Genomic DNA, 13,328 nt, shown 5'->3' on the forward strand with positions numbered 1-13,328 from the left:
GGATGACACTTCATGGATGACGGAAGGGGGCAGTTGGGCATGGTGGCTCACCCACGGAAACGCTGGCGTCAACGCGTGTTGCTGGCCAGTTGTCTGGGCGTTTTGCTTGGCTGTACCAGCCCGGCGCCGGATACGCTGGGGCTTGGGGTTAACAACGAACTGCAGTCGTGCCCGGCCAAGCATAATTGCGTTTCCAGCCTCGGCGACTATCGCGACAAGGATCGCTACATCGCCCCGTTGGTCGCCAGCCCGGTAACCTGGTCATCGTTGCCACTGGTTTTATCGGCACAACCGAATTTGCGGGTTGTTGAGCAGGATGAAAATTACTTGCGGGCAGAGGCCACGTCCCGTTTCCTGCGCTTCGTGGATGACCTGGAGTTTCAGTTCCGGCCTGACCTGGGGCTCATTCACGTTCGTTCTGCCTCGCGGATTGGCTACTCCGATTTCGGGGCCAACCGGGATCGACTGGAGCAAATTCGCCGCAGTCTGAGATTGACGATTCAATCTCCATAATTGGCCGGAAATACCAGGGTTTCACCATGCTGCATGACCCTGAAGCAGCTTTCCGCCACGGCTTGCTCAGCCAGCGCTTTCCGTAATCGACGGGGCGGCTCGTCCATCGGTTCATCGGTGAGCACAAAGGTGCCCCAGTGCATGGCGACCGATTGCCGGGCACCGATATCCCGATGAATGTGGACGGCTTCTTCCGGTGCAACGTGAACTGGCGCCATGAACCAGCGCGGTTCGTAGGCGCCAATGGGAATGAGGGCTAAATGAATGGGGGCAAAGAGCTCCCCAATCTGACGGAATACCCCGCCATAGCCGGTATCGCCAGCAAAATAGAAGCGGTAACCGTCCATTTCCATCAGCCAGCTGCACCATAACGTGGTGTTGCCGTCGAGCGCCGAGCGGCCACTGAAATGCTGGGCAGGCAGACAGAACACCTCGGTGTCGTGGCCCAGCATTTCGGATTGCCACCAGCCGAGTTCCACCAAGTTGTGAATACCCCGTCGTTCGAACCAGTGCCTCAATCCCATCGGAATGCAAAACTGAAGCGCGTCCCCGAACCGTCGGTGCAGTTTTTCTACGGTGGCTTCATCCAGGTGATCGTAATGGTTATGGGAAATCAGTACCCGGTGGATTGGTGGCAGCTCCGCTACCTTCAGGGCCGCGGGGGTATAGCGCCGGGGACCGACGAAGCGGAATGGACTGGCCCGCTCCGAAAAAACAGGGTCAGTCAGTGCATTGAATCCCTGGTATTGGAAAAGGAACGAGGAATGACCCAGCCAGGTCAGCTGCGCATCTGGCGGCGGCTGGGACAACAAATGGGCATCGGGGCGTAGCAGGTGATATTGCTTGCCCATTGGGAAGCGTCGACCCGGCGCCAGTTGCCATCTCAGAAAGTCCCTGAGGCCATGCGACGGTACCGGTTCCAGATTCTGGAAGCGAGAGTTGGCGCTCGGGACGGCGGCTGCCAGTGCAGCCAGGCGTTTTCGGTCTATGGTCATATTGGGTGGACGAGCCTCGAAGTAATCCCTGGCGCGGTCGGCCTGAAAGTTTCGCCAGTCGGCAGAACCTGAACGACGTTCTTCCCAGGGGGCCGCAACAGTTTAGGTGGGAGTCTGCGCAATTGACACAGCCCCTGCGTCGGGCTGAGTGCCGAAGCCGATGACGCCGGGACTTGGCTTCATTGACTCTAGTACCCCACATCCTGTCAAGGTTTGGCCACTTTGTGCGCGAAATACTTTTGTCATAGTCGTTGCAGCGTTATCCAGAAGCTCCTTAACTCACCTGTCCATCAATGAAGGCGAAAATAATGACGACAGCAAACGCGCTTTGGGGATTTCCCATTGATCAGGATCTGCACACCAGCGCCCGCGAAACGGCCCGCCGCATTCAAACCGATAACGGTCAAAGCACCCGTGAGCTGAGTCAGGAAGCGGCCCAGGTGGTGGTCAAACTCACCCAGCATGGTCTACAGAGCTATTACTACCGGCCAACGGAAATCGTGCCACTCACACCAGCCCTGAAAAAGACTGCGGATACCGGAATCAAAGCGATCCTGGCCGCGATTCAGATGGTGATTAAGCAGTTTTTCAGCAAGCGTTCCGATGAAGAGCTGAAAGAACTCAGCGCTTACCTGGAGCACATGCTGTGGCAGCGGCCGGGCAGCGCTGAACCGCATCTGGTGTTCAGCGTACACGCGGAACTGCACCAGCGCGCGCTCGCTCTGATTGCCCAGGTACGTACGGAATCCGATACCTCTGCGTATATTGACGGCGTCATTGATGCGCTGTGTGAAATTGTCGACCTCAGCATCGTCCACTATTACCGCCAACCTACCAGTAAGGTCAGTATGGGGCGGGTCAGCAAGAAAACCGCGGATGTGGGCATCAGTACGGCGGAAAAAGGGATCCGCAAGCTGATTGACCGGTTACTGCGGGATCTCAAGCACGAACAGCTGATGGAGCTGTCGTATCACTTGGAGAGTTTGATTCATACACCGGAGAGCTGACGGTTCCGCTGCCTTCCCTTGGCTGCGGAGAGGTTCGTCACGGGGAAGGTGGTTACGGCAGCTTCTTGATCGTATCCATCTGTTCCTCAAGCTTGCCCTGGGGCTTGCCTGACCAGAACATGGCGGAAGCCGTATCCCCATGAATCGCTAACGGACGGTCGGGATTGCGAATTTCGACGACGGCGAGGTAGGCCCAAAGGCCAACGATGAAGATGATCGTCGAAAGGACGACTCGCCAGCGATGCCTGATTTGAAACGATTGCGTGACCGCGACTTCGTTGTTCACAGACCGTGGGCTCGTGGCAGGGTGTAGTTCTGGAGCAGGCTGAGCTCATCGCACAGGGCGCAGTCAGGGGTATCGCAGCCGTCGATACGATGGATGGTGGCGGTGTGCGCGGTATCGATAAAGCTGGGGCGGGGGAGGTGGCCAAATTGGGCGACATGCTGGTACAGGCCCGCAATGGCTTTATCCCGGCTGCTGAATGGGCCCAGTTCGGGAACCTCGCGAGTACGGACGTACCACTGATTTTCCTTTTCCAGAAGTCTTTTTTCCACTTGGTAAAGCTCGCCGGAGCGTACTGCTTGACTCGTCATGTGTTTTTCCCCTGTACATTCGCTGTTTTTTTGTCTTGTTATAAGTTGGGTGCATCGTGCGCCCTTCGCAGAGAAAACGTCGAATAGGTCACAATCGTTCCATAAAAAAATTGTCAATTTGGGCCGCTAGGTCGCACCTGCAGGCATCCGTTCCCGTCCCGTCTGGGGTGATCCGGCATTGACCCCATTGCCGGGGATCAGCGGCAGCACGCCAACGGACATTGCCGGGTAAGCTTTTATACTGGCCCGGAACGGATCTGGAATTGCCGAATCCAAAACAACAAATAGAACCTCCGGTATCTTCATGACCAAGACAATCTGTACGTGGCTGCTGGCCACGAGTCTGCTGCTTCCCACGGTGACCGTTGCCGTACCCAATGACGTGATTGAACGCGCCTGGCGGCCTCCGGTTGAACTCACGGGTCAGGGGAACGCCGATTTGGCGGTATCACGGCTCAGGGACTATGTCTCTTTGCAGCGGCTGATGATGGACCATACCGAGTACCATCAACAGACCCAGAGCTTCGTTGATGACCTCTGGGGTTCGCTGGAAAGTTTTGATCTGGAAGGCTTCTACCGGCTGTTGCCGGAAGAGCAGGCGCAATGGCGCCAGCTTCGGGTATTCGGGGCCGCAGATCGCGGGGTATACCGTATTGGGCCGGAGCCGTTGGCCACCGACGCGGCATCCGCCGGTTGGGGGCTGGGGGATTTTGAGGCCCGGATTCGGGCCCAAGAGATCGATGCGTCCAGCGCCACCCATTATCTGCTGAATGGCAACCTTGAGCTTGGCCTCGGTGGCATTACCTGGCCATCCATGGTGCAGGCGACGCGCGAAACCCTGCGGTTGATGGCGGAGAACGACCCAAGTTTTTCCGGGAACCGATCGGTGCCCGCTGAGCGTTACCGCTCTCTGGTACGCTCGATGAATCCTCAGTTAGACCCGCGGGAGGTGGAAGTGCTGGCGCCTTTGTGGGCCGCCTATCCGGATATGTGGAACCTGATCGCGGGCCTGGGACAGGTGGAAGGGTTGCTGGTTTCAGGAGGCAGTCACGGAGATCATCGAGAGGTCGCCGCCGTGTTCATGCTGGACCCGGATCGACTGCGCCATGCCTACCCCTCGCTCTCGGAGTACCTGGATCAGCTCGACAACCTGTTGCAGTTTCAGCTTCGGGTCTACGATGACCACGGCCAGTTGATGTCCCTGGCGTTTGACACCGAGACCCTTCGAGGGCGCCTGGCGATGTCGATCAGCGATGGCCAGGTGCTGCCGACCCGCCATGGTAAGCCGATCACCGATTCCGAACCGTTCGATCCCAAGCAACCCAAGCGGTTGACCGTCCGGCTGAACAGCCAAATGAATATTCTAGGGATTATCGCCAATGTTCAGGGTATGACGGCTCAGGTTGATTACCTTCCAACCGCCACGGGCGCCCGTTTTGAGTGGAGAATTCAGGACGTTCCAGGGATTCGGGTCGGCGGACGGGCCCTGGGCATGGTGCCGCCCGACCTGATTGACGTGTTCATCCCCCAACAAATCGACGAACTGATTGTGGACTTTCTGACGGTGGCCTGTAAGGGCAATAATGGCAATGGCATTGCCGGGTCGTTGGAATTGAAGGAATCACAGGATGGCGAGTCGGCGCGACTTAATGCTGAAGGTTCGTTCGAGGGGCTGGATAACTTCCTGGTCCGTGTCGGCATGAGAATCGTCAACAATCGCATCATCCCTAATGCCCGTGTGTCGGATGAGTTGCGGCAACTGGTTTATGATGCCCATGAGGCATTTTCCCGTGACCTGGACCAGTTCGAGCGGGTCAGCGCAGTGCCCTGACGACCCGACAGGCGGCGCCTGTACCGGCGTATCGGCGCTGAATCAACAGGCGGTAGAAAAGTGAACCCGGCGCCACATGTGCCGGGTTCACCGGCTTGCGCTTAGAAATCCTCGGAGTCGAAGATATAGCGTTTCCTTTCGTGGGCGGTTTCTACATGCTCCGGGAAATCGATACCCCAGGAGTCCTCCAGGGCTTGGGTGTCCTTCATCATGCCTTCGTCGCTGGTCGGGCCAGCAGCGGTTGCGCCATAGGTCTGATGAATTTCCTTGATCGGGTCGGCCTGCTGGGTCACACCGGTTTCATTGCGTCGGTCCGCCTGACCCTCGGCGACAGCAAAGGCCGAAGCGAACGCGAATGCAGTGGCTGAAGCAAAGAGCATCATGCGCTGAATGACCATGATCGAACCTCCGTTTGCGTTTGCTCTTCTTGATACGAATCCATGACTGAAAAAGTTTCGATTCTGAATTCGTATCAGTTGGACAGTGAAAATCGGCAAAGTTCGTCGGCGACGGGTTAATTTGGTTTTACGTCGCGTTGGAATTGCGTGCCAAGCACTGAGCGGGGTGGCGTCGGGCCGCACGACTGTTGCCGGCCTTCACCGCAACCGCTACTGAAAGTGTACGTCATCGCCACGGCTACCGCTCTTGACGGGACTTCCTCCTGGCTCGCCGATCATTCAACTTGCGGATCTTCAATGCGTTGCTGCAGCCGCTCACCTAGACTTATGGTGTCGTATGAGATTGAAAAGGGAGCTGCCTGTGCGGATTGCGTACCGTGCCAAAGACCTGGCCGAAGCCCATATTGTGGCTGGCTTGTTGCGAGCCCGTGGCATCGAATCTCATGTCGGCGGCCATTTTCTTCAGGGTGCCATGGGTGAAATTGGCGCATCCGGTTTTACCAATGTGCACGTTGACGATGACGACTACCCAAAGGCCCGCGAAATTGTGGGTGAATATGAACGCTCCTCGCCACGGTTACTGGGTCGACCGCGCCCAAATAAAACGGTGGACCGCTATGCCCGTGGATTTCTCGCCATCCTGTTGTTGATCGTGCTGGCCCTGTTTCTGGCGGTGAGTTGGTAGTTGGGCCCTGATTGTTTTGTAGACGTATCTAGGGCCACTGACCTTTTACCTACCAGCCCTTCGTTGGTTTTGAGCCCCCGGTTGACTCCCTGGCGGGGGCCTTTTTCTTAGGGAGCCTCTGATTAACTCCGGATCACCTCTGGCATTCAGAGCCATTCACAATCAAGGCGCGACTTTTTAGTTATGTCTGGACTTGGCAGTAATGTCTGGACCTTGCAAAAAGGCGCAACGCCGAGTGTGGATGGCTCTGAACGCCCCGCAGGGCGCGCTCTGAAGGCTGCACCTGCGGCGTTGCGGCTCTTGCCAAGGGCGACGGCCATTAGCTGCGAACCGCGTCTTGCATCTACAGCCTTCAGATCGCGCAGAGGCGATTCGGAGTTAATCAGAGGCTCCTTAGCAACGTTCGCTGCTGATTTCTGCCAGGCTGCCTCGCAGCGGTTCCGGCATGGCCATGGCCTGGCGGGTCGCCCGATCGACAAATACATGCACGAAGTGGCCCTGGGCAACGGCCGTCGTCTCGCCCTTGCGAAAAATGGCCAGCCCATACTCCACCGAACTGCGCCCCAACCGGTTCACTCTGAGCCCCCCTTCCAGGGCGTCGGGGAAGGCAATCGGAGCGAAGTAGCTGCAGCCGGAATTCACCACCAGGCCGATGCAGGGGCCTTGATGGATGTCCAGTCCACCCTGTTCGATCAGGTAGCGATTGGCCACCGTGTCGAACATGGCGTAATAGGTGACGTTGTTGACGTGGCCGTACAGGTCGTTGTCGTGCCAACGGGTGGTGATGGGGGTAAACCAGTGATAGTGCTCCCGTGACTCGGGCAGGGTTCGATGGTTGCTCATTACCAGGCAGCCTCGTAGATGGCGTGTGCGTCCGCTTCAGTAACCTCTCGCGGATTATTCACCAACAGCCGCTGCTGCAACATGGCATCCCGTGCCAGCTGTGGAATGGCATCCTGAGGGACCTGGGCATCGCGCAACCGGTCTGGTAGGCCCAGTGCGCCGGCCAGACCCGCCAGGTAGTCGATCAGGTCGGTGGCGGTGCGGTTGCTGTCGCGCAGCACGATAGGCGCCAGCTCGCCGTACAATTCGTTCGCTTGCGGTTGGTTGAATCGCATGACGTGAGGAAGCACCAGGGCATTACTGAGCCCGTGGGGAATATGAAAAATTCCTCCCAACGGATAGGCGAGGGCGTGGACCGCCGCGACCGGTGCGTTGGCGAAGGCCTGGCCCGCCAGCATGGCGCCAAGCAGCATGTCATGACGCGCGGCCAGATCCTGCCCCTTGGTCACCGCTGTGTGGATGGCGCCGGAGAGCAGGCGAAGGGCCTCGCGGGCGAGCATGTCGGAGTACGGGTTCTTGCGGTGACGACTGGTGTAGGCCTCAATGGCATGCACCATGGCGTCGATGCCGGTGGCGGCGGTGACGGCCGCTGGAAGCCCCAGGGTGAGCTCCGCGTCCAGCAGCGCCAGATCCGGTAATAGTTGCGGTGCCACTACCCCTGCCTTGGTGGTCTCGCCGGTGGTGACTATGGCAATGGGCGTGACCTCAGAGCCGGTGCCGGCTGTGGTTGGTACCTGTATCAGGGGCAAACGATCGCCTTGGGCAGTGCCGACGCCGTAGGTGTCCGCCAGCGGTTGTGGACTCCTGAGCAGTAGGGCCACCAGCTTGGCGGTATCCATGGCGCTGCCGCCACCCAGGCCGATCACGCCGTCGCATTGATGTTCCCGGGCAGCTCCGAGCGCGGCTTCGACGACATGCTCGGGAGGGTCCGCAATCACGTCGCTGAAGACGGCAATGGCAAGCCCCGCTTGCTCAAGGCTGCTCAGTGCCGGCGTGAGAATGCCTGTGGCCAGAATTCCGGCATCGGTTACCAGGAATGGTCGGGTCATCCCCAGGGCTCGGGCCTGGTCACCCAGTTGCTGGCTGGCACCGGGTTCACATAACAGGCTCCGGGTGGTGGAGAACTGGAAAGCGGACATTGTGAGCTCCTGTTTTTATTGGAATTTGTGATTTAGGCTCGATTTCGTAGCCTCGTTTTACAGCGTTTTAGTTTCCCGTAACACGCCGCAACAGTTGAAGGCTGGCCACCGTGATTTCTAGTTTTACCAAACGTTATCCGTAAGCGACAGGGGGGGATGGTGGTGTATTGCTTAACCTTATGAAACGTAACTGAAAAACATTCTTGCTGGCGGGCCTTTTATGACCTGTCGCAGGTTTCCGTGAGGGGTTGTTTTCTTTCAGACTGTACCGGAATGTAGTGAGATGTAAGCTGGGAGATCTGTCACGATTTTTTGTCGTACATCTGTGCAAACTGGCGCCAATACTTGGACATCAGCACGCAGGGGTCAATATGTACGTCAAGAGTATCTTACTGATTTCGGTAACGGCAGTGCTGACCGCCTGTGGTGGTGGTAGTGGTGGTGGTGGCGGTGATTCTGGAAAGTCTAACGCAGTGGCTGATTCCCGGGCGGAAGCATCCGCTCAGCCCAGCCAACAGGCGTCTGCATCAAACCGCGAGCCTGGGTGTGCGCTCACCACCTACCAGCAAGAGATGCTGGCCCAGCTAAACAAGGTACGGGCTGCGGGGCGCAGTTGTGGTGGTCAACGGTTCGATCCGGCACCGGCGTTGCGCTATAGCTGTAGCATTCAGCCGGCGGCTCGGGCCCACAGCATCGATATGGCCAGCAATAACTTCTTCAGCCATACCGGCTCCGATGGCTTGCGGGTTTCCCATCGGGTGGATAGTACCGGTTACGAGTGGAGCGTGGTGGGTGAAAACATTGCCGCTGGATTCGACACTGTCGGCGAGGTGATGGGCGGGTGGCTGGATAGCGCCGGCCATTGCCGCAACATCATGGACCCCCGCTTTGAGGTCGTCGCGGTGAGTCGAATCGACACTTCCAGTGCCGATTACGAGAACTATTGGACCCAGGTCTTTGCCACGCCCCGTTGACCCTGGGTTAAACCGCCCGCTCGTTGCCTCGGGGACGGGGCCCGCCCGGGGCAGGGCCGGATCGCAGTCTGGCGGATTGCCGTAGCTCGCCGTTGGACACAGTCCAACGCTGGACACAGATTGTACAAACAAGTAACCTTGCTGGCTCAAAAATTAACCAGCTTTTACTTGTCTCGACATGAAACCTGCAACTTTGAAACTGTCTATTACCGGCCTTTGCCTGATGTTCATGCTGGCGGGCGCATTGGTTCTTGTTCAGGCCATGGGCAGCGGGGCCGCTCCGGAAATTATGACCCTGGGCGCGATGCTGATTCTGGTGCCCGCATCCGTCATGATGACGCGACTGCCAAAACTCTGGAAGTTGCAGTCCATGACCCTCAACTGGTATCAGTCAACGTATCCGCAAGCGGTGAGTGGCGACCAGGTGGCCTGCTACGAATGCGGCAGCGATCAAATCCAGGCCCGGGACCTGAAGGTGCAGACCGGTCATCGCGGCCATTTCTGTGGTGAGTGTGACACGGCGCTGTACTACTCCTGATCCGACCTGTTGGGGCGGGAGAGCCTGGCGTCATCCCAGTTTACACCTTTCACCCGACGTTCCCCCGTTCGTGCCAGTCCTGGCCCGTCGTCACCGGTAAGCGCTGGCACCGGTAAACTGCCGTCTCGAGGCTGGTTCTTCTCGCCCGCTAACGACCATCCCTTTCCCGGAGGGCGGCATAGGTTGATGTCAGGGTTTTATACATTGACCCTGGGGCGGCCGGCGTCTCCTTTTCCAAGGTCCTGAAATCTTCTGGGTTCTCCTGCTGGTTTGGATCTTGCAGTGCTCCGGGCATGCCCACGGCAGCTCCAACCCCCAGCGCATACGCGTCGTGCCGTGTCGCGCCGTTCCCGGGGTCTGGAGCGCGTGGGCAACCACAGAGTTACGCCATCAAGAGAATCAGCTGAAATGTTTGGATTCAATAGGCTAGGAGCCTTGGTTATGCTTTGCCTGGCGGCGACCTCCCAGGCCGATCCGGTGCGCAGCGACGCGGCCGGAATTGCCAGCTACGGGCAAATGAATCAATCCTGTCCACTGAATGATGCAGTGACTGGAGCATGCGTCACTTATTTATACATCGGTGAAGTGACCGGGAGCCGTTTGGTGTGGGGCTGGAGCCCCGGCGATACGTCGGTTGACGTTGCATTTTCAACCGGTTCAACATTGATTTATCGGTTTTCTTCCCGTGACGCCGAACCTGAGGCGTCGATGTATAGACGCGTCGTCCTGGTGCAAGAGCCGGCGACCCTGGTCTTGATTGGACTCGGATTGCTGAGCCTGGGAGCCTTCCAGGCTCGTGTGTGGCGACGACGGGGCAACTGCTGAGCAGGAAACCAGCCCCGCTTAATCTTGAGCATCATTGCCCACTCAGTCTGCCCCGGCTGTTCTGAACAGTTCCAGCGCCTCATTCAGGGTTTGCACCGACTGCTGATGCTTGCCCTGCTGGTGCATGGCTTCGCCCTCATTACGAAGCGCCACGATTTTTTGCCTGGTGCTGCTGTCCAGTTGTGCGCTTTCCAGCTGAGTATCGATTTGCCGGATGAGCGTTGGACAACTGCCGGCCCAGGCGATACTGCTCAACACTAGGCTGAGTCCGACGGCTATGAGTATTCGCATGTTCGTTCTCCCGTTCAGGCCTCTCAGTTGCAGTTTAGTTGAAGGTTTCCCAATCGGTTATGTCCAGGCCAATCTTTCAGCTTGAGTTCTGACCAATGTGCGACTCACCGCCGCTTTTCGGTATTCGATGCAGGCAAGGCGAAGGAGGCAAGGTGAAGAGGGCAAGCTATCCGCGCCGGGGCGCATAAACCTTGCCCGCGGCGCATCAACATGGGGGGTGGCGATGGCGAGTGCCGTAGCCTGCAGAAAATTGGACTAATGTACCACTGTGTACAACAATGGCAAACACGACTCTTCAAAAAGGATGCTCTGGCCTAAGGCCGGTCGTCCTTCCGCGCACGGGAATGCCACTGAAGACACGGTACGCTGCTGGAACTCGATGGCTATGTCGCCTTCAGACCGAGAGATTGCTGCCGCAACCAGAATGAATGGCGAGACTGCATATGAACTCACAAGAAATGGTGGCGTACGATTGCCCGGAAAATTCAGCGCACTACGTAGACTTGCTTCAGGAAGTTTCGGTAGCGGCAAACGAGGCCCTCAATATTGACGCAGCGCTGTTAATGGCGCTGCAGGGAATATGCCGTATCACCGGATGGCCGGCTGGGCGCGCGCGCCGCAGTCTGCCCGATGGCGGTTTGGAGGCTGGCGGACTCTGGCAAGTACATAAGCAGTATCATCAAGCCGATTTCCTGGAGTTTCGGCGCAAACTGGAAGCGCAGGGCGACTTTGAGGATGATCGATTCGTCAAGGTTTTTACCCTGCCGGTGGGGGAAACGAATCGCGTGAGCGCCATGCTTGAGTTTTACGCCAGCGGAACGCAACCGTTATCACCTGAACTGGAGCAGGTAATGAAACAGATCGGAGTTCAACTGACTCAGGGCTTCGAGAATCAAGCCGTACAGCGGGCGTTGCAGGCCAGCGAACGGCGCAGTCGGCAGATCATTGACAGTGCCGGGGATGCCTTTATCGCCATGGACTGCCAGGGCGTCATCACCGCCTGGAACAGGGCCGCCGAGTCCATTTTCGGCTGGTTGAGCGACGAGGTGGTCGGGCGTTCGGTGGCCGAAATCATGATTCCGGAGGCGTATCGTGACGCCCATCACCGGGGGATGCAGCGTTTCCTGCGCGATGGCAATTCCAAAGTGCTCGGACAACGGCTCGAACTGCCGGCGTTGCATCGCAGTGGTCGGGAGTTCCCCATCGAAATTACGTTGTGGTCATTGGAGGAAGAGCATGAGCCGAGCTTCTTTGCCTTCGCTCACGATATCAGTGAGCGCAAGAAGGCGGAGCAGGAACTTGAGCATCGCGCCCTGCACGACACCCTGACCGGCTTGCCCAATCGTTCGTTGGCGCTGGATCGGCTGCAACAATGCCTGTCCAGACGGCAAGCAGAGGGGACATGCCTGGCCGTGTTGTTCGTGGACCTCGATCACTTCAAGCGCATCAACGACAGCTTTGGTCACGAGGCGGGCGATCAGGTACTGATCACCGTGGCGCAACGTTTAAGCCGCGCGGTTCGTCCGGCGGACACCGTTGCTCGACTGGCCGGCGACGAGTTTGTGGTGCTGTGTCCGGATATTGCTTCCCATCGGGATGCGGCCAGGGTGGCAAGTCGGCTGTTGGATGAAATGGCACCGGCGATTGAGTTGAAGGATGACAAGGTCTTTGTCAGTGCCAGTGTTGGCATTGCCATCGCGACGGACACCTGTAGTGCGGAGCAGTTGATCGGCTCGGCGGACATCGCCATGTACGAGGCGAAATCCAGCGGTCGCGCTCAGTTCCAACTGTTTGACTCGAAGATGCAGATGCAGGTCGCCGGCCGGATAAGCCTTGAGAATGACCTCCATCAAGCCCTCGTTCGAGAGGAGTTTCGCCTTTATTTTCAGCCAATAATTGCCGCAAGTACTGGCAATGTGGTGCGCGTGGAAGCCTTGTTGAGATGGCAGCATCCGCATCGGGGTATGATTGCGCCAACGGATTTTATTCCCATTGCCGAGGAGACCGGCCTCATCGTGCCTATCGGAATCTGGGTGGTCAAAGAGGCCTGCCGGATTGCCCAGAGCTGGAACATACCGGACGATGTCTCGATCCCGCTCGGCGTATCTGTAAACCTGTCGGCGCGGCAGCTGCTGCAGTCCGACCTGGTGGAGACGGTGCAGGAGATTTTTGCGGCCTACGCATTCGACCCGGCGCGCATCGAATTCGGCTTTGAGGTCACCGAAACGGCGGTCATGCACGATCCCGAAGTTGCGGCGGTCACGTTGCAGGCTCTGCGCGATCTGGGGGCGCATGTTCTGATCGACGACTTTGGCACCGGTTATTCGTCGCTGGCCTATCTCAAGCGGTTTCCGGTGGACACGTTGAAGATCGACCAGTCGTTTGTCAGCAACATCACCTCCGATTCGGTGGACCAGGCCATCGTCCGGGCGGTAACCGATATGGCCCACAGCATGAATCTGCTGGTGGTAGCCGAGGGTGTGGAGACCGTCGAACAGGCGCAGGCGCTGAAAAGTCTCGCCGTTGACCTCCAGCAAGGCTATCTGTACGCGCACCCGTTGCCGGCGGAGCAGTTGGGCGCCTTGCTGGCATCCTGTCGGTCGGCTTGACGTTCAAGCCGCCCATTGGTGAGGGCTGGGGGCTCCCTGGCGTTTTTCAGGACTGCCGGTTGAGGCTCTGTAGCTGCCCGGGTGTT

Annotated in this window: 15 protein-coding genes; 8 read left to right on the forward strand and 7 right to left on the reverse strand. The window is 58.2% G+C overall.

What is annotated here, in order from left to right:
- The first annotated feature begins 12 nt into the window (after positions 1-12).
- Entirely contained in the window at positions 13-513 is a 501-nt protein-coding gene (locus N6L25_RS03075) for a DUF1499 domain-containing protein (protein WP_271977730.1), read from the forward strand.
- On the opposite strand, the gene N6L25_RS03080 is transcribed toward N6L25_RS03075, so the two are convergent.
- Entirely contained in the window at positions 501-1,508 is a 1,008-nt protein-coding gene (locus tag N6L25_RS03080; RefSeq protein WP_271977732.1) for an MBL fold metallo-hydrolase, read from the reverse strand. The genes N6L25_RS03075 and N6L25_RS03080 overlap by 13 nt on opposite strands.
- 308 nt (positions 1,509-1,816) lie before the next feature.
- On the opposite strand from N6L25_RS03080, the gene N6L25_RS03085 reads away from it, so the two are divergent.
- Positions 1,817-2,515 (forward strand): hypothetical protein, encoded by a 699-nt coding sequence (locus N6L25_RS03085; protein ID WP_271977734.1) that lies wholly within the window; start codon positions 1,817-1,819, stop codon positions 2,513-2,515.
- Between the two features lie 52 nt (positions 2,516-2,567).
- On the opposite strand, the gene N6L25_RS03090 is transcribed toward N6L25_RS03085, so the two are convergent.
- Complete coding sequence (locus N6L25_RS03090; protein ID WP_271977737.1) at positions 2,568-2,801, reverse strand: hypothetical protein; 234 nt, start codon at positions 2,799-2,801, stop codon at positions 2,568-2,570.
- A complete protein-coding gene (locus N6L25_RS03095; RefSeq protein ID WP_271977738.1) occupies positions 2,798-3,109 on the reverse strand; it encodes a DUF6316 family protein in 312 nt (103 codons plus the stop codon). Before N6L25_RS03095 ends, N6L25_RS03090 begins: the two co-directional genes overlap by 4 nt.
- A 304-nt stretch (positions 3,110-3,413) precedes the next feature.
- On the opposite strand from N6L25_RS03095, the gene N6L25_RS03100 reads away from it, so the two are divergent.
- Entirely contained in the window at positions 3,414-4,940 is a 1,527-nt protein-coding gene (locus N6L25_RS03100) for a hypothetical protein (protein WP_271977741.1), read from the forward strand.
- 101 nt (positions 4,941-5,041) lie between these two features.
- Here the strand turns inward: N6L25_RS03100 and N6L25_RS03105 are convergent, their stop codons facing one another.
- Positions 5,042-5,338 carry a hypothetical protein gene (locus N6L25_RS03105; protein ID WP_271977743.1) on the reverse strand — a complete coding sequence of 99 codons (297 nt, stop codon included), beginning with the start codon at positions 5,336-5,338 and terminating at the stop codon, positions 5,042-5,044.
- A 361-nt stretch (positions 5,339-5,699) separates the two neighbouring features.
- Here N6L25_RS03105 and N6L25_RS03110 point away from each other — a divergent pair, with 361 nt between their 5' ends.
- Complete coding sequence (locus N6L25_RS03110; RefSeq protein WP_271977745.1) at positions 5,700-6,023, forward strand: putative signal transducing protein; 324 nt, start codon at positions 5,700-5,702, stop codon at positions 6,021-6,023.
- A 393-nt stretch (positions 6,024-6,416) separates the two neighbouring features.
- Here the strand turns inward: N6L25_RS03110 and N6L25_RS03115 are convergent, their stop codons facing one another.
- On the reverse strand, positions 6,417-6,866 hold the full coding sequence (locus tag N6L25_RS03115) for an acyl-CoA thioesterase (RefSeq protein WP_271977747.1): 450 nt from the start codon (positions 6,864-6,866) through the stop codon (positions 6,417-6,419).
- Complete coding sequence (locus tag N6L25_RS03120) at positions 6,866-8,005, reverse strand: iron-containing alcohol dehydrogenase (protein WP_271977750.1); 1,140 nt, start codon at positions 8,003-8,005, stop codon at positions 6,866-6,868. Before N6L25_RS03120 ends, N6L25_RS03115 begins: the two co-directional genes overlap by 1 nt.
- A 371-nt stretch (positions 8,006-8,376) precedes the next feature.
- Here N6L25_RS03120 and N6L25_RS03125 point away from each other — a divergent pair, with 371 nt between their 5' ends.
- From N6L25_RS03125 to N6L25_RS03135, 3 genes are all read left to right on the forward strand, one after another.
- A complete protein-coding gene (locus N6L25_RS03125) occupies positions 8,377-8,979 on the forward strand; it encodes a CAP domain-containing protein (RefSeq protein ID WP_271977752.1) in 603 nt (200 codons plus the stop codon).
- Between the two features lie 193 nt (positions 8,980-9,172).
- Positions 9,173-9,517 carry a hypothetical protein gene (locus N6L25_RS03130; protein ID WP_271977754.1) on the forward strand — a complete coding sequence of 115 codons (345 nt, stop codon included), beginning with the start codon at positions 9,173-9,175 and terminating at the stop codon, positions 9,515-9,517.
- Between the two features lie 408 nt (positions 9,518-9,925).
- Entirely contained in the window at positions 9,926-10,342 is a 417-nt protein-coding gene (locus N6L25_RS03135; protein WP_271977756.1) for a hypothetical protein, read from the forward strand.
- A gap of 42 nt (positions 10,343-10,384) precedes the next feature.
- Here the strand turns inward: N6L25_RS03135 and N6L25_RS03140 are convergent, their stop codons facing one another.
- On the reverse strand, positions 10,385-10,633 hold the full coding sequence (locus N6L25_RS03140; RefSeq protein WP_271977758.1) for a hypothetical protein: 249 nt from the start codon (positions 10,631-10,633) through the stop codon (positions 10,385-10,387).
- Between the two features lie 443 nt (positions 10,634-11,076).
- Between N6L25_RS03140 and N6L25_RS03145 the strand changes: the two genes are divergently transcribed.
- Positions 11,077-13,242 carry a putative bifunctional diguanylate cyclase/phosphodiesterase gene (locus N6L25_RS03145; protein WP_271977759.1) on the forward strand — a complete coding sequence of 722 codons (2,166 nt, stop codon included), beginning with the start codon at positions 11,077-11,079 and terminating at the stop codon, positions 13,240-13,242.
- Positions 13,243-13,328 lie beyond the last annotated feature (86 nt).

It is taken from the genome of Marinobacter sp. SS21 (assembly GCF_028369065.1).
Taxonomy (GTDB): Bacteria; Pseudomonadota; Gammaproteobacteria; order Pseudomonadales; family Oleiphilaceae; genus Marinobacter.